This is a genomic window from Acetobacter tropicalis, assembly GCF_030644465.1.
In the GTDB taxonomy this organism is placed as follows: domain Bacteria; phylum Pseudomonadota; class Alphaproteobacteria; order Acetobacterales; family Acetobacteraceae; genus Acetobacter; species Acetobacter tropicalis.
In genome coordinates, this window is the sequence record NZ_JAUYUW010000001.1 from 3,264,680 (window position 1) to 3,285,579 (window position 20,900).

14 protein-coding genes are annotated in these 20,900 nt (G+C 52.7%); 8 read left to right on the forward strand and 6 right to left on the reverse strand.

Going from position 1 to position 20,900, the window contains the following annotated elements; all coding sequences use genetic code 11:
- From QWU00_RS14780 to QWU00_RS14795, 4 genes are all read left to right on the forward strand, one after another.
- Nucleotides 1–3,948 carry a bifunctional nitrate reductase/sulfite reductase flavoprotein subunit alpha gene (locus QWU00_RS14780; protein ID WP_035382219.1) on the forward strand — a complete coding sequence of 1,316 codons (3,948 nt, stop codon included), beginning with the start codon at nt 1–3 and terminating at the stop codon, nt 3,946–3,948.
- A complete protein-coding gene (locus QWU00_RS14785) occupies nt 3,948–4,559 on the forward strand; it encodes an ANTAR domain-containing response regulator (protein WP_035382218.1) in 612 nt (203 codons plus the stop codon). Before QWU00_RS14780 ends, QWU00_RS14785 begins: the two co-directional genes overlap by 1 nt.
- Nucleotides 4,556–5,536: an ABC transporter substrate-binding protein gene (locus tag QWU00_RS14790; protein WP_035382217.1), complete on the forward strand. Its 981-nt coding sequence runs from the start codon at nt 4,556–4,558 to the stop codon at nt 5,534–5,536. The genes QWU00_RS14785 and QWU00_RS14790 overlap by 4 nt, the downstream gene beginning before the upstream one ends.
- 137 nt (nt 5,537–5,673) lie before the next feature.
- Nucleotides 5,674–8,310: a M1 family metallopeptidase gene (locus tag QWU00_RS14795; RefSeq protein WP_035382216.1), complete on the forward strand. Its 2,637-nt coding sequence runs from the start codon at nt 5,674–5,676 to the stop codon at nt 8,308–8,310.
- Between the two features lie 97 nt (nt 8,311–8,407).
- Here the strand turns inward: QWU00_RS14795 and QWU00_RS14800 are convergent, their stop codons facing one another.
- The gene (locus tag QWU00_RS14800; RefSeq protein WP_035382256.1) at nt 8,408–10,657 is read right to left on the reverse strand and encodes a TonB-dependent receptor family protein; all 2,250 of its coding nucleotides are present in this window, start codon (nt 10,655–10,657) and stop codon (nt 8,408–8,410) included.
- 486 nt (nt 10,658–11,143) lie between these two features.
- On the opposite strand from QWU00_RS14800, the gene QWU00_RS14805 reads away from it, so the two are divergent.
- From QWU00_RS14805 to QWU00_RS14815, 3 genes are read left to right on the forward strand one after another with little or no spacing between them, the layout of a single operon-like run.
- Nucleotides 11,144–11,968: an ABC transporter permease gene (locus QWU00_RS14805; protein WP_035382215.1), complete on the forward strand. Its 825-nt coding sequence runs from the start codon at nt 11,144–11,146 to the stop codon at nt 11,966–11,968.
- Complete coding sequence (locus tag QWU00_RS14810; protein ID WP_035382214.1) at nt 11,965–12,708, forward strand: ABC transporter ATP-binding protein; 744 nt, start codon at nt 11,965–11,967, stop codon at nt 12,706–12,708. The genes QWU00_RS14805 and QWU00_RS14810 overlap by 4 nt, the downstream gene beginning before the upstream one ends.
- A gap of 42 nt (nt 12,709–12,750) precedes the next feature.
- Nucleotides 12,751–13,356 (forward strand): nitroreductase family protein, encoded by a 606-nt coding sequence (locus QWU00_RS14815; RefSeq protein WP_035382213.1) that lies wholly within the window; start codon nt 12,751–12,753, stop codon nt 13,354–13,356.
- On the opposite strand, the gene QWU00_RS14820 is transcribed toward QWU00_RS14815, so the two are convergent.
- Nucleotides 13,353–14,330 carry an aliphatic sulfonate ABC transporter substrate-binding protein gene (locus QWU00_RS14820; RefSeq protein ID WP_052051541.1) on the reverse strand — a complete coding sequence of 326 codons (978 nt, stop codon included), beginning with the start codon at nt 14,328–14,330 and terminating at the stop codon, nt 13,353–13,355. The two genes, QWU00_RS14815 and QWU00_RS14820, sit on opposite strands and share 4 nt — an antisense overlap.
- Nucleotides 14,331–14,509: 179 nt before the next feature.
- Between QWU00_RS14820 and QWU00_RS14825 the strand changes: the two genes are divergently transcribed.
- Nucleotides 14,510–15,661: an acyl-CoA dehydrogenase family protein gene (locus QWU00_RS14825; protein WP_052051540.1), complete on the forward strand. Its 1,152-nt coding sequence runs from the start codon at nt 14,510–14,512 to the stop codon at nt 15,659–15,661.
- 95 nt (nt 15,662–15,756) lie between these two features.
- Here QWU00_RS14825 and QWU00_RS14830 read toward each other — a convergent pair whose 3' ends face one another.
- Genes QWU00_RS14830 through QWU00_RS14845 form a run of 4 tightly spaced genes read right to left on the reverse strand, consistent with a single transcriptional unit; the run spans nt 15,757 to nt 20,874 of the window.
- Nucleotides 15,757–17,400, reverse strand: coding sequence for a dipeptide ABC transporter ATP-binding protein (locus tag QWU00_RS14830; protein WP_035382211.1), 1,644 nt, complete (start codon nt 17,398–17,400; stop codon nt 15,757–15,759).
- Nucleotides 17,397–18,263, reverse strand: coding sequence for an ABC transporter permease (locus tag QWU00_RS14835; protein WP_035382210.1), 867 nt, complete (start codon nt 18,261–18,263; stop codon nt 17,397–17,399). Before QWU00_RS14835 ends, QWU00_RS14830 begins: the two co-directional genes overlap by 4 nt.
- A complete protein-coding gene (locus tag QWU00_RS14840) occupies nt 18,260–19,183 on the reverse strand; it encodes an ABC transporter permease (protein WP_231551898.1) in 924 nt (307 codons plus the stop codon). The genes QWU00_RS14835 and QWU00_RS14840 overlap by 4 nt, the downstream gene beginning before the upstream one ends.
- Before the next feature lie 29 nt (nt 19,184–19,212).
- Entirely contained in the window at nt 19,213–20,874 is a 1,662-nt protein-coding gene (locus QWU00_RS14845) for an ABC transporter substrate-binding protein (RefSeq protein ID WP_052051539.1), read from the reverse strand.
- Between the last annotated feature and the right edge of the window lie 26 nt (nt 20,875–20,900).

Consider the following 20,900-nt stretch of genomic DNA (forward strand, 5'->3'; position numbering starts at 1 on the left):
ATGGGGAAGGAGGAAATTCGCACCGTATGCCCCTATTGTGGCGTGGGGTGCGGGATCATTATGGAGGTTGAAAACGGCCGCATTGCCAAGGTGCGCGGGGATGCCGCGCATCCTGCAAATGGTGGTCGTCTTTGCACTAAAGGGAGTAGCTGCGACAAGCCTCTTCTTTCCGATCAGCGCCTGAAACAGGCTATTCTCCGTTCTGAGCGAGGGGGGAAGGCGGTTTCGCTTCCCATGCAGGAAGCCATTGAGGTCACGGCAGCGAGGCTGCGCTCCACTTTGGAAGAACACGGGCCAGACGCCATTGCCTTTTACGTTTCCGGACAGATGTCGCTGGAAGCGCAGTATCTCATTAACAAACTGGCGAAGGGGTTTGTCCGCAGCCAGTATATTGAATCCAATTCCCGCCTTTGCATGGCTGCTGCAGGGACAGGCTACAAACTCTCTCTTGGCGCGGACGCTCCTCCAGGTAGTTATGAAGATTTCGACTGTACCGATCTGTTTTTTGTGATCGGTGCAAACATGGCGGACTGTCATCCTATCCTGTTTCTGCGTCTGCTGGACCGTAAGCGGGCGGGGGCGAAGCTGATTGTTGTCGATCCCCGCCGGACAGCCACAGCGGAAAAAGCGGATTTGTATCTTCCTATTCGTCCCGGCACGGATCTGGCGCTGTTGAATGGGGTGCTTCATCTTTTAGTAAAAAATGAGGCTATTGATCGGGACTTCATTGCGCGTTTCACCAGTGGATGGGATGCGATGGTGCCTTTTGTGGAAGAATACACGCCGGAAAGGGTGGCCGACATTACCGGCCTGCCGGTGGACGATATTCTGACTGCCGCGCGCTGGATAGCTGAGGCCGGTGAGTGGCTAAGCCTGTGGACCATGGGGCTGAACCAGAGTGTTGCCGGGACGTGGAACACCAACGCCTTGTGCAATCTTCACCTCGCCACCGGGGCGATCTGCCGCCCTGGCAGCGGTCCGTTCTCTCTGACGGGTCAACCCAATGCGATGGGGGGACGGGAGATGGGCTATATGGGGCCCGGTTTGCCGGGGCAGCGCAGTGCGCTTGTTGCCGCTGACCGTGCGTTTACCGAGGAGCAGTGGTCTCTACCGCCCGGCACCCTCCGGGAGGCCGGAGGGAATGGTGCCATAGGCATGTTCAACGCAATGGAGCGTGGAGAGATCAAGGCATGCTGGGTTATCTGTACCAATCCTGTTGCGACCGTGGCCAACCGTGGACATGTTGTCCGGGCGCTTGAGGCCGCGGAATGCGTGATTGTGCAGGATGCATTTGCTGACAGCGAAACCGCACGCTTTGCTGACATTGTGCTCCCTGCCGCATTGTGGGCCGAGGCTGATGGTGTGCAGGTCAATTCCGACCGTACCATCACACTTGCACGCCAGGCTGTTCTGCCTCCGGGTGAGGCAATGGCGGATTGGGAGATTATTGCACGTGTCGCGCAAGCCATGGGCTTTAAGAAGGATTTTTCCTACTCCTCCTCCGCCGAGGTGTTTGCCGAAGCGAGCCGTTTCACCAACCCAAAAACCGGTTATGACATTGCAGGCGTAAGCCATGCGCGGCTCCGCGAGGGGCCGGTACAGTGGCCTGCTCCATCTGGTGATAGGCAGGCCCGTCACCCTATCCGCTATCTTCAACCCGATGGACACGGGCCTGTTTTCCCAACACCGGATGGCAGAGGCATTTTTCATCCGCGCCCGTGGCTGCGTCCTGATGAATGGCCGAACGAAGAGTTTCCCTTCGTGCTGAATAGTGGGCGTTTGCAACATCAATGGCATACACTGACCAAGACAGGGCGGGTGGAAAGTCTGAATCGGCTTAATCCCGGCCCGTTTGTAGAGATTGCCCCGGAAGATGCGGGACCGCTCGGTTTTGTACAGGGTGACAGTGCGCGGATTACCTCAAGACGGGGCAAAATTGTGCTGCCGGTAGAAGTGTCTTCCCGTGTCAGTCCCGGCACATGTTTTGCTCCGTTTCACTGGAATGATCGGTTTGGAGAGGGCCAGACGGTCAATACCATTACGTCAGACATCGTTGATCCCATCTCGTTGCAGCCGGGTTTCAAGCTCTGCGCAGTAACGCTCGAACGTGTGGACAAGCAGCCGAGCAGAGAGAGTGGCAGTAAGGAACTGGGTAGTGAAGGAGGCCATGCCATGGGGGTGCACGCTCTTGTCAGTCACCTTGGGTTGAAGAGCCCTGCGTTGCCAATCGCTGCCTCTTTGCCAGCCGAAGCGCATTTATGGCTTTCCGGGTTTCTTGAGGGGCTGAAAATTTCTCCCCCTCACACTGGAGAGTTACCCGTGTTGCCGCCTTCGGCTCCTGTGCCAGCAGACGTACGTTCCCGGATTGATGGCCTTCTTGCCGGTCTTTATAGTCGCAGTCGGGAGCAAGATGTTTCTCTGCCAATATCCGGTATAACTGTATGGTGGGCCTCGCAGACCGGTAGAGCGGAAGAACTTGCGGGTACGGTGGCGGCCTGGTTGCAAGAGGCAGGTCACACGGCTACGGCCAGATGTTTAAGCGAATTTGATCCAGACATATCCGTTTCCGGCACAGCGCTCTTTGTTGTCTCTACATTTGGGGACGGTGATCCTCCAGATTGCGCGGGATCGTTCTGGACCATGCTGAGGGAACGGGAAGTATCCTTAGCCGACCTCAGATTTACCGTGTTGGCATTAGGCGACTCTTCTTATGCGAATTTTTGCGGTTTTGGGCGGATGTTGGATAGCCGCTTGCGGGAGTTGGGCGCAATGCCGTTTCTCGACCGAATGGACTGTGAGCCAGATTTTGAAGATGTAGTCGAAACTTGGCGTGGCGCGGTTCTGACATCTCTCGGCCAACGGGAAAGCGGGGCGGTGACGGCTGTTGCGGAACGTGTTGCAGAACCGGTGGCTGGCACACGCGACATGCCCGTAATGGCACGGTTACAGATCAATCAACGTCTCTGTGCATCTGGGTGTGAAAGAGACACGCGCCGCATTGGTCTGGACCTGAGTGAGACGGAACTGATGTGGGCACCGGGAGATGCACTGGGGGTCTGGCCCTGTAATCCCCTATCTCGTGTGGAGATGGCCCTCCGAGCGCTTAATCTGCCCGAGGAAACTCCCATTGTTCTGCGGGGCCATGGTACGGTGGGATTGAAAGAGGCGCTTCTGCGTCATCTTGATCTGTCCCGTCCTCATCCGGCCATGCTGGCTGCTCTTGGAGGCCCTGCACCGGGTTTTCTTCCTGATCTTCTTAAGGGAGCTTCTCTGCGGGTGGCGACGCAGGATGTTCCGGCGCTGTTCCGGCGCATGCAGCCTCGTCTTTATTCCATTGCGTCCTCCCCCTTTGTGTCCGGGCGTGTGGTAGAATTGACCGTGGGGATTAACTCCGCACCTTGGCCTGGCGTATGCTCTAACTGGCTTGCCGGACTGGAAGAGGGCATGAACGTTCCGGTTTTTGTGCAGCCAACCACACATTTTAGGCTTCCACAGGATGATGCTGCTTCCATCATCCTGATTGGCCCTGGCACTGGAATTGCGCCATTCAGAGGTTTTTTGCAGGATCGTGCCGCCCGGAAAGCTCAAGGGAAAAACTGGCTTTTCTTTGGCGAGCGCCATGCGGAAGAGAGTTTCTATTATCGCGATGAATTGGAAACCTTCCTGCACGAAGGTTTTCTAACACGTCTGGATACGGCATTCTCTCGGGATCAGGCGGAGCGGATCTATGTGCAGGACCGGATGGAACAGGTAGGAGCGGACATTTGGCAGTGGCTGCGTGAGGGGGCATCTGTGTACGTCTGCGGAGATGCTACACGGATGGCGCGAGATGTGGATGCTGCACTTCGCAGAATTGTTGTGCGTCACGGCAATCTGTCCATGGAGGCAGCGGAGGCATTTGTTGCAGGCCTGACGCGTGAAGGGCGCTATCTGCGTGATGTTTATTGATGACTGAAGGCGCTTTGTCACGTCCGTCGCTTAAGGTTCTCGTCGCGGATGAGAACCCTAAACGCGGCTATGCTCTTCTGGAAACACTCAGGGCGGATGCCTCTCTTGAAGTGCTGACTGTTCCCCCCGGTACGGCGCTGATTGAGGCTGTGCGGCTCCACGGACCTGATGTTGTGCTCGTAGATATGGAGCGAGCAGATCGTGATGCACTGGACAGTATTCGGGCGTTATCAGGATCAGCGCTGGAGCGACCGGTTGCCCTGTTTGTGGACGAAGACGACGTGGAGTTGATGGAAACAGCTTTTGATACGGGCATCTGTTCCTACAACGTGGTAGATGCGCCCCCACGGGATGTGAAGCCTCTGCTGCGGGCAGCCATTGCGCTTTATACCCGTTTCCATCGCACGCGAAATGAACTGACTGAGGCTCAGCGTATTCTGGCGGAACGCAGCATTATCGAACAGGCGAAAAGGTGCTTCATGAAGAATGAGAAAGCCAGCGAGCCTCAGGCTTACCGCTGGCTCCAGCGGCGCGCCATGCAGACTTCAAGCCGTATTGCCGTTGTGGCTGCAGACTATCTGGCATTGCAGAGGAAGGATAATGCATCATGACTGTAGCGGTCCGCATCGGAGTGTTGAAACTGGCCGATAGTGCGCCGGTCATCATGGCGCGGCAGCAGGGGCTTTTTGCACAGTATGGTCTGGAAGCCGAGATTGTTGTTTCTCCATCCTGGGCGAACATTGCCGATGGCCTGGCATGGAATCGTCTGGATGCGGCCGTCATGTTCGCGCCTTTGGCTATGATGACGGCGCTGGGGCGACGCGGCCCTGACACAATGCTTCGTCCTCTGGGCCGGGTTAGTCGGGGTGGTAACACCATTATGCTACGGGGGAGTGCTCCGGCTCGTGCGGTATGGCAGGCTGGATTGGCAGGGCGGCAGGCTTTTGATGTCTGGCGCGCCGCCCTTGGGCGCAAGCCCCGTTTGGCTGTTGTACACATGTATTCAACGCATCTTCTCATTCTGCGACGATTTCTAGAGAGTATTGAAGTCGAGATGGAAAAAGAGACTGATTTGTGCGTCATGCCGCCCACAGACATGATCCATGCTCTTTCTGAAAAAACGATTGATGGGTGTTGTGTGGGGCCGCCTTGGGGAACAGAGGCGGAACTGTTGGGGCTTGCCTTTCAGGTAGGTGGCTCAGCCACTGTTCTACCAAATCATATTGAAAAAATCCTTGTCACATCCGGAAAATTCTCTCTAGCCGAAGACGTGGTGCACCGTGTGTCCCGTGCTGTTGAGGACGCTCTTTCTTTCTGCCAGCAACCAGAACAAGCAGAAAATATTGCGAGGATACTTGCTCTTCCCGTATCAGAGGGGGGGCTGACCCTCCCCGTAGGGGCAACTCGTGCGATTCTCCCCGGAGGAGGAGCTAATGATGTTATTACCTTTACCGGGGGAAGCCTCCAGCTATCTGATCTGGACTGGATTATGAAGGATATGATGGCTTTGGGGTGGTTGGAAGAGGCCGGACGGAAGACACTGACGCGCCTGTTTGGCTCCGGAGCAGCAGAAACGACGCACGCGTAAGTGCTTCTGTCCGAAGTGGGCGCATTATCAGTGCAAGTCCACTTCTAGAGACCTCGGGATTATGCCACGATACATGCACTGAAAATCAGGGGCATGAAGAGCCTCGTCGTGCCTGCTTTCTGGAGAGAGACGTTTTTATGCGTAGGTTTCTATCTTTTACAACGTTGCTTGCAGGTTTGCCGCTCGTTATTCCTGCTCATGCCGAGCAGACATTTTCATTTCAGCAGACGGCAGGAGAACTGCCTAAGACTGTTGCTCCATTGTCCTACGTTATTCATGTTGCAACAGACATGGACCGTCTCTCCCTAACCGGCCAAGAGACAATCAAGGTCAACGTGCTTTCCGCCACAGCGGAAATGACTATGAATCAGGCAGGGCTAAAGCTGTCTGACGCTGTTCTGGATAACAGTATCAAAGCGGATATCAGCCAGAATGACACAGCCGAGACCGTGACGTTGCGGTTTCCCCAAAATGTTGCCAGGGGCGTACATACGCTTGCCATCAGGTATTCTGGGCCCATCCTGAAAACCCCGAATGGTATCTATGTGGATGACTACACTTCTCCCAACGGTGAAGCAAAACGCATGCTTGTCACCCAGTTTGAAGTGGCAGATGCACGGCGCATGTTTCCGGGGTGGGATGAGCCGGCCTTTAAGGCGACCTTTCAGTTGAATGTGGCTTTGCCAGCGGATTATGTGGCGGTGAGCAACATGCCGATTACAGCCACCAAGACCGAAGGGCAGGGGCAAAAACAGGTTTCGTTTGCAACCACACCCCGTATGTCCACTTACCTTCTGGCGTTGGTTGCGGGAGACATGAAGGCGGTCCGAGGGCAAGCTGATGGAACACCGCTGGCTGTTTACGCCCCCTCAGGTTTGGAAGGGCAGGGGGAATTCGCACTTCATGCCGCAGAAAAGATACTGCCGTATTATAATAGCTATTTTGGTGTGAAATATCCGCTTCCCAAAATGGATATGGTGGCCATTCCGGGCAATTATCAAGCTGGAGCCATGGAGAACTGGGGGCTTCTGACCTACATTGATAACGTGCTCCTGTTTGACCCAAAAAACAGTACCCCTCGTACGCGTGAACTGATTTATGAAGTGGTCGCTCATGAAATGGCGCATCAATGGTCTGGTGATCTGGTAACCATGGGCTGGTGGGACAATATCTGGTTGAACGAAGGGTTCGCCTCCTGGATGGAAATCAAGGCGACAGACAAGATGAACCCGCAATGGGAGATCTGGCCCCGTCAGCACGAAACGCGAGAAGAAACCATGGGTACGGATGCGCTTTCCAGTACCCACCCGATTCAGCAAACCATTCACAACGTAAGCGAAGCAAATTCCGCGTTTGACGGGATCAGCTACGGGAAAGGTGAACTGGTTATCCGTATGTTGGAAGGCTGGTTGGGAGAAGATCGTTTTCGCCAGGGTATGCGGGCGTATATGAAAGCTCATGCCTATGGTAGCGCAACAAGCCAGGATTTGTGGAACGCGTTGTCTGGCGCATCTGGACAGGATGTCGGTAAGGTTGCGCGTAGTTTTACTGAACAGCCGGGTATTCCGCTGGTGAATGTTGCCACGGCCTGCCAGAGCGGAAAAATCGTTTACACTCTAAGCCAATCCCGCTTTACCATCCATGATCCCACGCCAAAAGATCAGGTATGGAACATTCCTGTTGTGGCGGGGGCTCCCGGTTTGCCGGTCCACAAGCTGGTTCTGGGTAAAGCCCCACAGACATTCTCTGTGGCAGGATGCAATGTGCCAGTGAAAATGAATTTGGGGGAAAGCGGATACTACCGTGTCCGTTACGAGCCCTCAGCATTTGAGGCTTTGCTAAAGATTATCAGCACATTTGCTGCGGTTGATAAGGCAAACCTGCTGGGAGACCAGTTTGCACTTTTCCGTTCAGGGCAGGCACAATTGTCCTCTTACCTCACGCTTGCGGATCATATTCTGGAAGCGAATGAGAGTAATATTGCAGTCATTCAGGAAATTATTGGAAAATTTGACGTTCTGGATGACTACCTGAAAGGGTCGGAAGATCGTGACGCGTTTCGGGTCTACGCACGTAAAAGTCTGACACCTGTTTTTGCTCGTCTTGGGTGGGATCAGAAGCCAGATGAAAATGTGCTGGATACCATGCTGCGGCCTTCTGTTATTTCCGCCTTGGGCAAGTTTGAAGACCCGGCGATAATGGCAGATGCTAAAACCCGCTTCGCACAATGGCTGGATAATCCGGCTTCTCTGCGCCCGGATATTGTGGGCGTGGTAGCGGGGATTGCCATGAAACACCCAGATCAGAAAACGTATGACATCATGGCAGGAAAAGTTCGTAGCACACAGGCCACGGAAGTGAAGTTGCGCCTGTTTAATGCCATTGCGGGAGCCACAAGCCCTGCACTGATTGAGCAGAATGTAGCGTTAGCCTATAGCGGTGCCATTCCTAACGGACGTATTGCTTCGGCGCTAGCAAGAGTGGCTGACAGTAGCGAAAATCCCGATCTGGTATGGAAGCTTGTAAAGCAGCATGAAGCAGATATCAGAACGCATCTGGCTCCATGGTCTCAAGATGGGTTTCTGGCCGGGATTGCCGTATATTCAGATAGTGCACATATTGCACACGAGCTGGAAAATGATCCTGAATCAGGCAAAACAACGGGTGCAAAAATTGCAACGGCCAAAGCATTGAGTGAAATTAGCGCACGTAAAGAAGCCATGCAGGCTGCACAATCGCAAATTCATGCTTGGTTAAGCGCAACGCATCATTAGTAATTTTTTACTGAGAGATACCGTAACATGTCCTGCTTCGGGATGCTCCCAGGAAGCAGGACATGTTTTTTAATTTTAAGAAAAGTAGGACTCTAAGTTAGTCAAACCCAACTGATATTCCAGCGAATATACCAAATCCATCGCCCACAAGAAGAGCTGAAGGTTGTGCATTGCCACTTCCATAAACGGGAACGACGCCGGTTGCATAATGCTTGTTCGCAAGGTTATGGAAGCTCAGATATACTTGACGATGCTTTTTAGGCCACTGATACCCCATGTTAAAATTATAAATATGGTAAGGGGCAGCCCGATACTGGTTATTATAAGATGCAAGAACGGATGATGCGACTTCTGCATCAACGGCAGCATAAAATCCGTTCTTCAGATCAAGATGCAATTCGCCTTGGTAATAATGCTGCGGGATACCAGGTATATGGTTATGGCCCCAAACCGGATCATGATTAAAACGAAAATCCTGATAAGTGTAGGCTTGGCGGAGAGAAATGATGTTTCCACTCCACTGGTAGAGGGTTGAATGCAGCGCAAATTCCACCCCTTGATGAGTGGTAGGTGAAGCATTGCCGTACGTTGCGTTGTTATAAAGCTGGGATGTGGGGGTCATAACGGAGAGTAGTTCATTACGAACCGCAGAGTGATAATAGGATAGGCTCCACTGCGTGCCGGCATATTCTCCGCTTGTGCCCACTTCAAATGTGGTTGCTGTCTGGGGTTTCAGCATGGCCCAGTCTTTGGTTAATCCTTGCGCGATGCCTGACGTATAGAGGCTTCCAGAAAGATACTGCCAGTCCTGAGCAGGCTGCACACTGCGGCTGACATTTCCGTAAACCTGAATATGCGGGTTGATGACATAGCGGAAACCGGCCCGCGGTGAAAAATACAAGGCATCCTGACTGAAACGGCTTTTTTCCGGATAGGTCTGGCTGCCAGAGCGGGGGGAGTAATCCAGCGCGCCCGCAACAGTCAGCCAGAAATCATGGAAAAGTTCCGTATTATTGCTAACATGAAAAATATTGTCGCTGCCGCCCAGATGTGAACGGGTGACCAACGCGCCAAAAGGCACATTTGGATAGGCTTGCGAGCGTCTGACACGGTTTTCGATGGTGGCGTGCAGATCATGGGTTGTATAGACACCCGCATCTGTATCGCTCTGGTGACCGAAGAGCTTGTCATGCCGCTGGTAGCTGAGAACTGCGGAGGCGTAGTCAATATCGTACAGGGAGGATGTGTTGCCCAGTTCATGATCCATAGGCGCGTTCATGTAAACAAAACCAAGCATAATCTTGGAATTATCATCTACACGGATACTCAGGCGGTCCGCAGCATATTTTGTGCCGGGTTCTATGGTTTTTGTGCCCCAGTAACGATAGGGTTCCTGTGCCTGTTTGGGGTTCTGTGCGACCTGGGCACGTGTCAGATAGTAGGGGTTGCCTTCAGACGTCTGGCGATACCGGAAGAAAAAGCGGTTATCAACACGATCATTAAATTTGTAGCCATAATTGAAGTTAACGCCAAAATTGGTGGATTTTGTGTTTTCCTGATAACCTGAACGATAGGAATTTGTCACGCTAAGATAATAGTCATGTTTGCCAATAACCTTGCCGGAACTGAGCTGTTCCTTCACGTAGCCAAAGCTGCCAGCTTCAACACGAGCCTGATAGGTTTGAGTGTCATACCCGGTATTGGTCACGTAATTGATGGCGCCGCCCAGCATGAGGGAGCCGTAGTCAAAACCATTTCCGCCCCGTAGCACTTCAGTGTATTTTATGCCCAATGGCTCCTGCAGTTCGTTCACGGTTCCAATTGGCGTGGTTAAAGGCAGGCCATCAAACAGGAAAAGAATACCGGACCGTGTGGCGTTCAGGCCCGTCTGGATACCAGAGCCACGGATGGAAATTCGCAGATCATCTGATCCGCAGGGTGCCTGAGCGAATACGCCAGCCTGATATTTGAAGGAGTCAGCATTTGTCGCGCTCCGGCCACGTAACATGACGGATGCATCAATCACGCTGGTACCGCCGGGAATACGGGATAATCTGCGTTCTGCCTGCATAACCGCAGGGGTATGATGATGCGTTACCGTTATCTGCTCGGCAGTGTGACTGTGAGCGGGGCCGTGGTCATGATGCATGCCTTCCATACTGTCTGATGTGGCACCATGCGTATGGGGGTGTACATGACCAGATCCTTTATGGGTGGCCGAGATATGATGTGCTGCGGCGGCTGAAGGCTGGTGCGTCATCTCCATAGGGGTGGCGAAAGCTGCGGTAGAGGTTGTCACCAATGCTGTGGTTGTCAGGAGAGCACTCACCCGGACAGGGGAAGTCATAAAAAAGGAACACACACGGGAAGCACGAACCATAAGGGCAGGAAGTGGTGCGGCGAGGTGATCCATATTTTTAATCCGTAAGAGTAAGATAATTACATATGTCGAAAATGTGGAATATATCAGCATGTGATATCGGTAAACTGCGATTCAACAAAATATAATGTATGTTGTAAATTAGACACGAAAAAGTATGTGGAAACGGGTTTGAGGTTCAGATGTGTGTTGTTTTCTTTATTTAATATATTAAAAAACAAGAACTTATAGGAATGTTAGATTTTATGGTGTGGAAGATGCGAATGTAACCTGCACTGGCTTTCCGAAAGAGGGAGGGTCAAGGTGACTGGCAGATAAGACGAGAACGAAGTGGATTTCACATTTTTTCTACGCGCAGTTGAAATAACAAAAAAATAAGTCATAAAATAAAAACAACGACCCAGTTCGGGTTTTGGGCTGTCTGTGGATGACGCAGAAACAGAAGGATGTTTGATGTCAGAAAGCGGTTCTAGGTCCCGGTCGGTCCAGAAATTAAGGGGGCGACAACTTAGCTTCGTCTGGAAGGAGAGCCGCAGGTTTCTTTCTCCCGTTCTTCTGGTTCTGTTCTGGCAGATTGCAAGCGCTGGCGGATTTGTGTCCGCGCGGATATTGCCCTCTCCAGCGCAGCTTGCTCATACGGCGTGGGGGCTGATCAAGGATGGGTCGCTCCCAACTAATCTTCTGGTATCTCTGGAGCGCGCAAGCATAGGATTTGGTCTTGCGTTGGGTATTGGCGTTATTCTGGCCCTGATTTCTGGTCTTTCCCGTTTGGGAGAGGACATAATTGATGCCCCTCTTCAAATCCTGCGCACTCTGCCTGCTCTGGCTTTGGCTCCCCTTTTCATCCTGTGGTTCGGTATTGGAGAGGAGCCAAAAATTCTTCTTGTTACTCTGGGGGCTTTGTTTCCAATTTATCTGAATTTGCACAAGGGCATTCGCAGTATTGACCCCAAATTTCTGGAGATGTCTCGCACGCTTGGGCTTTCTCGGAGTCAGATAATCCGAGAGGTGGTTCTGCCGGGTGCTTTGCCGGATTTGCTACTTGGAGTGCGTTATGCGCTGGGTGTTGCGTGGTTAATGCTTGTTGTGGCGGAACAGGTCAATGCGGAAAGTGGCATTGGCCATATGATGATGGATGCGGAAGATTTTTTGCGCACAGATATCATTTTGGTCGGGCTGATTGTGTATGGTTTGCTGGGGCTGATTTCTGATTGGGTTGTAAGAACCGGAGAACGTTGGTTGCTTGCGTGGCAAGTGGATGGTGGCAAGCGCGTATGAACACCTTTTTTTCAGAACCGGAAAATGGCGAGCCGCGTGCGGTTGACACGACACGCTCGGTTCATGTCTCGGGTTTAACCAGACGGTTTGGAGACGGACCTGCTGTTCTGGATCACTTATCTCTGGACATACCATCCGGACAGTTTGTTGCGCTGCTGGGGCGCAGTGGTTCCGGAAAATCTACCTTGTTGCGGACGCTATCAGGATTGGACCCAGTAGAATATGGAGAGGTGGCGCGTCCAAAAGCGGTTTCTGTTGTGTTTCAGGAAAGCCGCTTGTTACCATGGAAGCGGGTCTGGCAAAATGTGGTGTTGGGGCAAAAGGGGCCGGAAGGAAAAGAACGCGCGCTTCAGGTGCTCAAGGAAGTGGGTTTATTGCATCGGGTGGAGGCGTGGCCTCTGACCCTTTCCGGAGGCGAGGCGCAGAGAGTGGCACTGGCACGCGCGCTTGTACGAAATCCATCTTTCCTGATGTTAGATGAACCTTTTGCGGCTTTGGATGCTTTGACCCGCATTCACATGCAGAATCTTGTTCTCTCATTGTGGAGAAAACATCAGTGCACGGCTTTACTGGTAACACACGATGTAGATGAGGCCCTGGTTCTGGCTGATCGTGTTCTGGTGCTGGAACACGGGCGGATTAAGGTTGATCTGCCTGTTACCCTTCCGCGCCCGCGGCGGCATGCTCATCCAGTCTTTGAGCAGTTGCGGAGTGAGCTTCTGCACGCATTAGGTGTGTAGAATGCGTAAGAGTGTCCATTTTGAAAAAAGGATGAAGCCTCTATGACAAAGGCATCTGAACGGTCGGCAGAAACGTCTGCCAACTCTTTTATTATTGATCGTTGGTCTCCGCGCGCTTTTACGCCGGCTTCTATATCAGAGGAAACGCTGCAAGCATTTCTGGAGGCAGGACGGTGGGCTCCTTCAGCTTATAACGGGCAACCATGGCGCTTTCTGTACGCCCGACGGGACACGCCAGACTGGGACCGTTTTCTGTCATGGCTCATTCCGTTCAATCAATCCTGGGCGCAGCATGCGTCTGCGCTGGTATTTGTGGCGTCTCATACCGTAACATTTTCCAGTAGCACCGGAGAGCCCGTACCTGCGCCTACTCATGCCTTTGATGCTGGGGCGGCGGCTGTTCTGGTTCAGTTGCAGGCTTCTCATGCTGGGTGGGCAACGCATCCCATTAACGGGTTTGATCATGCTTTGGCGCGTGCAGGATTGGAATTGCCGGACGATTACGCTTTGCACGCAGCCATCGTTATCGGGCAGCAGGGTGAAAAAGCTGCTCTGCCGGAAACCTTGCAGGGGAAAGAAGCGCCCTCCGGCCGCCGGCCTTTAACAGAACTAGCTTTTGAAGGGCGTTTTCCGCCGCGTGAGGATTAACCTTTCCAAATCATATCCTCTACGCGGAGTGTCCCAGGAATAAGGGCATTCTGAGCCAACAGGTCAGCAGCTTTTTGCTGTTCGGCCTGTGTGGTCGTATCCATAAAACCTACATCCAGTGAAAGACGCGAGAGGGCGGTCTTGATAACGCCTTCTGCAAGGCCCGTGCTCTCGGCAAGTGTGTGGATCAGGTCTTGTTGATTCTGGGTTACCCAAGGTTCGAGCCCGGAAAAGGTGGTAACAACTTTACGGGCAACATCTGCATTTTGGTCTATAAAGGCGCGACGCGAGAGTAGAAACTGGCGGTTGGGAGAAAGGTTTTCTGCGCTTGTGAGAAGTTTAGCTGAGGGAAGAGCTTCCCCAGCGGCAAGGTAAGGGTCCCAGATGGCCCAGGCGTCAATATGTTTGGTCTCAAACGCTGCTCGTGCGGCGGCAGGTGTCAGATTGACTGGATGAACATCCTGCATCGTCAAGCCACTTTGAGTCAGGGCGTTGAGAAGCAGGTAATGGACGTTTGACCCTCTATTAAAGGCGACTTTTTTGCCTTTCAGATCTTTTACGGCTTCAATGCCACTGTCTGCCTGAACCAGTATGCCTTCTCCCAACGGAGCAGAGCCACTGTGGCCAATATAAACCAATCTGTCAGGCCAGTTGGATTGGGCAAAAATAGGGGGAGCATCCCCTGTTTCAGCCAGATCAATGGCATCGGCTGAAAGAGCCTGTAACATTTGAGGTCCGGCGATAAACTCAGACCATTTCACACTCCACCCGGCAGGAGAGAGTGCTTTTTCCAGCAGTCCCGATTGTTTGAGAATGATGAGTGTGCCGTATCTCTGGTAACCAACCCGGAGGGTTTTATCTGCACTCTGGGCCACTGATTTGTGAGCTGACAGAAGGGTTGCGTTAGCCGCAGTTGCGATTGCTGCCGTAAGGAATGATCTACGGCGCAATCTGTGCGTAAATGGAGGTAGCATGAAAGTGGACATCCTTATTATTCATCATTCTATGGACAAGGCAGAAAGTTAAAAAGAAAGGGGCAGACGAGAGAAGGTGAGGGGATTGCTTTTAATATGTATTGAATTTGGATAAACTATTAAATAACTAAAATTAATAGTTAAAATAACAGACTGACAATGAAGGAAAACAGCATTCCATGACTGGGCAGGATACGGACCCGCAGATTGTCTCTGTTCAGAAGCGTGTTTCTGAAATACGTTCTGATTTGAAAAGCTGGGCACGGGATGCAGATAAAACTGCAGAGTTTCCCTTTGAAGCATTGGATACCCTTGCCCGAACGGGTGCGTTTGATGTGGTGTTGCCGCGCGCATATGGTGGGGCGGAATGTGATCTGGCAACGGCTCAGGCTCTGATTGGCTCCATCGCACAGGCAGATCCTGTTTCCGCCCTTGTTTTGGTAAATCATTATATGGTGCATGCAGAATTGCGTGCCTTGCCCTCTTACCCTGCGCCCCTTCAGCGTAAGCAGGCTGTACAAGGGAAACTGATCAATGCATTGCTGGCTGAACCTGATCAGGGCTCAGCGTCACGGGGTGGTTTGCCCGGCACCGTGGCGCATAAAACGGAGCAGGGGTGGAGGCTTACGGGGCGCAAAGCTTACGCAACGGGTATACCGGCACTCTCATGGTTATTGGTCAGGGCCAGAACAGATGCCTCAGACCCAGAGATTGCATTTTTTCTGGTGCCAAGAGAGGCCCTTGGAATAACAGTGCTGTCCACTTGGGATCACGTTGGCATGCGGGCATCAGCGAGCCAGGAAATTGTGATGAAGGATGTTCCTGTGCCTGACGATCACCTTGTTTTCAAAGCATCGCCAGGAAATTCCTCCACTTTTGGAAAAGTGCTAGGTGTATGGAATCAGGGATTGCTCGGCGCGCTTTATGATGGCGTTGTCAGGACAGCGGTTGGCTGGACGGAGCATTTTCTTAAAGAACGTAAACCATCTAATCTAGGGGCTGCTCTTGCTACACTTCCAGCCATGCAGGATGTGATTGGTGGCATGCGGATTGCATTGGATCTCAATCAAACTCTTTTACGGTCTTTTGCTCAAGCTGTTGCACTGAAAGATAAGGACCGCGTGCAGAAAGAGGCGGTGCTGCTCAAGACGCAGACAGTGGATGGTGCAGCAGGACTGACACAGACATTACTGGCAATTGCAGGAAATGCTGGTCTGTCTGCACGCAATGATCTGGAGCGTTGCCATCGGGATGCATTGTGTGGGCGTATTCATGCGCCTCATGCTGAACTTTTACGGAACAAAGCGGGGCGTCAGGCACTGGGTCTTTAAAGAGCATACGGCTCCCGATTATACGGGAGCCTGTTTTTTTGTTTGGTTTTCTGCTGGTGGTACGGAAACAAACCAGCCCATCAAACGGGCTGCTCTTAGGCAGAGCGGGCCGTGCTTGCATCACCCATAAGATGTGCTGCCGCAACCAGTTTCTGAGTGAAGGGGTGGCGAGGATGCTTCAGAATCTGTTCAGCCGCGCCGCTTTCAACAATTTTTCCCTCTTTCATCACAATTAGATCGTCCGAAATATTTCTCACAACGTTCAGATCATGAGAAATGAACAGATAAGAAAGATGCAGACGTTTTTGAAGATCGTCCAGAAGATCCAGGATCTGTGCCTGAACAGATACATCCAATGCGGAGACGGGTTCATCGCAGAGAATGACAGAAGGTTCAACTGCCAATGCGCGGGCTATTGCTACGCGTTGCCTCTGGCCGCCCGAAAGGAAGAGAGGGTTTTTGGTCAAGAGGCTATCAGGCAACCTCACCTGAGCCAGAAGGGCATGAATGCGTGATAGCCTTTCGGACTTTGGAACATGAATGACGGAAAGCGCATCATTCAAGATGGTCTGTACGGTCCATCGAGGGTCAAACGAACTTAACGGGTCTTGATAGATAATGGCCAGTTTTGGCCTTCGGACACGGCGTGCGGCTTCTGGAATATTGGCTTTTCCCGATCGGACCCAAGGTTCTCCCTGAAAATCGACAGAACCGGAAGAAGGGTTCTGAAACCCCATGATCATCCGGGCGGTGGATGTTTTTCCGGAACCGGATTCCCCAATCAAGCCTAATGTGCGACCGGGCAAAAGAGAAAGACTGACATCCTGCACAATCTGTTTTGTAGCACCATTCTGCTGTTTTACAGAGAAGGATAGATGATGAGCCTCCAGAAGAGGAGCGTGTGTGGCGGACGGGGGAATGGTAGGGCGTGGTGGCCTTCTGCCAGGTTCGGCTGCGAGAAGCATGCGCGTGTAGGCGTGACAGGGGCGCGTGAGCAGGTCAGCTGTTTGGCCTTCCTCCACCATATGCCCCTGATTCATGACAATAACCCGATCAGCAAGCTGTGAGACAAAGCCCAGATCATGACTGATGATAAGAATACCATGACCAGCGGCACGTAACTGTTTCAGCAGTTCCAGAATTTGAACCTGCACGGAAGGATCAAGGGCTGTTGTTGGTTCATCGGCAATCAGAAAAGGAGGGTTCATTGCCAGAGCGCTGGCAATCAGAGCACGTTGACGCAGTCCGCCCGAAAGCTGATCTGCCCGCAGATGGACACGGTCCTGTGCTGAGGGGATACCGGCCTTTGCCAATAACTCCAACACACGGCTTTTGCGGCTGGTGCGTGTGCCCCAGTTATGGGCTGTCAGAGCCTCCGTAATTTCGGCCCCAACTGGCCGCAGGGGGTCTAGTGCCACCAACGCATCCTGAAGCACAAAACCGATTTCTGCTCCGCGTATTTTGCGCCATTCCTGTTCTGTGTTGGCCAGAAGAGACCTTCCGTTGAGGGACAGATGGTCGGCAGAGATTTGGGCATTGGATCCGGCAAGCCCTAGTAATGAACGGGCGGTAACGGTCTTTCCTGAACCGGATTCCCCAACAAGGGCGACAACTTCTCCCGGTTTCAGGGAAAAGGAAATAGAATGCACGGCGGTATGAGAAAAACCGCTTGTCTGGAATTTCACAGAAAGGTTTTTGACAAGTAGGCCAGAGGCCTCTGCATCACGGGAACGGCTCATGAGACGTTTGTTTCAAAATGAGTTTTCAGGAACCGCCCAATGGTGGTGGTGGCCAGCATGGTCAGCACAATGGCAACCCCGGGGAAAAACGTGATCCACCAGGCTTCTGCAATGTAGTCGCGGCCCATGGAGAGCATGGTTCCCCATTCCGCGGCGGGAGGCGGCGCGCCAAGCCCTAGAAACGAGAGAGCCGATGCCCAGATAATGGTCTGGCCCACACCCATGGCACCGGCAATGAGCAGCGGTCGGAAAGCATTTGGAATAAGGTGGGATCTTAAAATTCGGCTTGGAGAATGCCCCATTGAACGGGCGGCTTCAATAAAACTTGCGTTGCGAATGGCCAGAAACTGCCCGAACAGCATGCGCCCGTATCCCGGCGCAGCCCCAATACCAACGGCGATAATAAGAGGGAATGTGCCGGACGAAAAAATGGCAGTAAGGAGAAGGGCAAGGACAACGGAGGGAAAAGAAAAAAGGATTTCAAAAATCCATTTTACAGATTGTTCCGCAACAGGTCCACCGAATGCTCCGGGTATGGCAAGGGCGAGGGCAACGGAAAGTGCTAACAGAATGGACCCTATTCCAATCACCAGCGAGTTACGCGTGCCAAAAACAAGACGTGTCCAGATATCTCGTCCAGATTGGTCCGTGCCGAGGGGATGCACCCAGCTTGGAGGGGAAAAAGCCTCACGCGGAGCGACGCCGTAAGGATTGCCATGAGTTAGAAGATGAGGCGCAACGGCAGCAAGAACCAGAAGAGTTATGTAGAGAACGGCTACCGTCAACCCGATATGGCGTCCAAATGGTTGCCAAAGGCGCGCAGGGGTAGTGATGGCCAACGGCACAGAATGAGTTGCACTCATACGCGTGCCTCCTGTATCCGTGGGTCAATGATCACATACAGAACATCTGCCAGAAAGGAAGCGAGGACGTACACGAGAGCAATGAACAGGATGATGCCGGTGACCAACGGCATATCATGCATGCTGACGGCCAGAAACAACTGACGCCCTAACCCCTGGCGAGAGAACACTACTTCAACGGGAACAACATTCCCGACCAAAGCGCCGATAGCCCATGTGGACAAACTGACTCCTGGTAACAGAGCGTGGCGTAAAACATGACGAAACCGCACACTGTTGTCAGATACTCCGCGAGAACGGGCTGTCAGGACAAAAGGTTGATCAAGTGTTGTTTTGAAAGACTCACGCATGACCTGGGCCAGAAAACCGCCCAGAGGAATGGCCAGAGAAAGGGTAGGGAGAATGAGGGAAGAAAAGCCATGTGTGCCAGCCGGCGGAAGCAGGCCAAGCTGGTAGGCAAATAGCCAGAGCAGCATGATGCCAATCCAGAATTGCGGTAGTCCTGCAAAGAGGGTTTCCAGAGAGGAAAAGGCAGAGTCAAATATCGGCTTTCGGGCAGAGAGCGTTACAGAAAGAACAGCAAACACCCATGAGGTGATCAGAGAGGCAAGCATGAGTTTTAGGGTGTGCGGGGCCTGTTGCCACAGAACATCCGTAACCGGCATGTGCTGAGAAAATGACGAGCCAAGCTGACCTGACAGAACACGCCAAACATGTAGCCCGTATTGCACCATTATGGGTTGATCCAGCCCGTATTCCTGCCGGATTTCCTGAATCGTTTCGGGAGTAGGGTTGGCGGAGCCACCCAGAATGGCTGTAACCGGATCTCCGGGGGCCAGATGCAGAGCAATAAAGGTGAGCGTGGCCGCGGCAAAGAGAACCAGACAGGCTCCACCAATACGGATGAGGGCTTTTTTCAAGAAAAACCAGCCTGTCTCTTGGAAGATGGTCATTGTTCCACCCATGCATCATAGAGTGTGGTTACGTTCAGAGAGGGCTCCAGACGTATGTCATGGACACGCTTTGAAATGGCCAGTCGTGTGGTTTGCGGATAGGTTGTGATTTGCAGGAAAGCTGCCGAAACAATTTTCTGAGCCTGATAGTAAAGGTCACGTCGTTGTTCGGAATCTGTTGTCAGGAGTGCTGCGTTGACAATCCTGTCAAACTCCGGGTTGCTGAAGCCGGACTCATTCTGATGATGCCCTGCTATTCCGGCAGCTCCAAGAAATTCGGAAGAAAAGACGATACGCAGCACGTCTGCGGTATTGGTGTTCCAATATCCAACCCGCACATCATAATCCCATTGACCTTCGCGGGCATTGACGGATGTATCATCCGCATTTTCCAGCAAAACATCAAATCCGGTTTCGCGTGCTGTGGCCTGTACCTGTTCCCACAACGTCCGCTCAGAATTTGAAAGAGAGGCGCGCAGAGGGATATGAACCGTCAGGCGTTGTCCGTTTCGTTTACGGATGCCGTCAGCATCTTTGGTGGTCCAGCCAGCCTGATCAAGCAAAGTATTTGCTTTATCGGGGTTGTAATCTGCCGCATGTTCAAAGTCGGGTGAATAGAACGGTGTTGTCGCTGTGAGCGGGCCTCCTGCACGACGATAATGATGAAAAAAGACGCTGCTCAAAGCCCCTTCTATGTCAGCCGATCGAATAAACGCTTCTCTTACAAGCTGATCATTGAAAGGGGCGCGTCGGATATTCAATGTACCATTGGTGGGGTTCCCAGGACGATCCGCCATTAAAACCCACAGGTCCGCATTATGGCGGGCGGGTGTCTCGGCTTCTGGTGGCAGACTATCAATGGCGTCAACTTCAGCGGCCTGCACAGCGGCAAAGCGCGCAGAAGGCTCCGGGATGAAGCGCCATTCCACGTGTTCCAGATAGGCTGGGCCGTCATGTAGCGCTGTAGGCGGAGCCCAGTGATAAGCGTTGTTCCGGTCAAACACGATCTTGTTCTGGCGGTCCCAACTAACAATGCGGAATGGGCCGGAGCCAACAGGAGCCTGGCAGTTCAGGTCACGCGGGCGGGCAAGAGCTTGGGGAGATTCAATGCCAAGAAAACCTTGGGCGAGCACCTCCAGAAACGCGGCGTAAGGGCGGCTGAGGTGCACAATAGCCGTATGAGAATCAACAATTTCGGTTGAATGATATTGCCGGATATAGCCACCCGCCGTGCTTGACTGCGTGGCAGGATCAGCCATGTGGTCAAGATTAGCTTTTACGGCTTCTGCCGTGAAAGGGGTGCCATCTGTAAACGTAACATCAGACCTTAAATGGAATGTGTAGGACAATCCATCCGGCGAAATATCCCAACTGGACGCAAGCCAAGGATGGATAGTGCCCGCCTTGTCCATGGAGACAAGCGAATCAAGATATTGCTGGGCCACAAAAACTTGCGGCATGTCGCCCTGCACATGCGGGTCCAGGCAAACAGGTTCACGGTCTGTTGCATAGATAAGGGTGCCCCCCGAAACCGGGGAGCCAGCACGCCGTGCGTGTTTGTTTTTATGGCATGCTCCCAGAGGCAGACACACAGTTACCAGCAAAGCTCCCAGAAGAAGCGTTTTGCCTGACTGAGAGACTGTGTGTCCGGAAAGCATGTCGTGTGGCCAGTAAGAAAAGATGT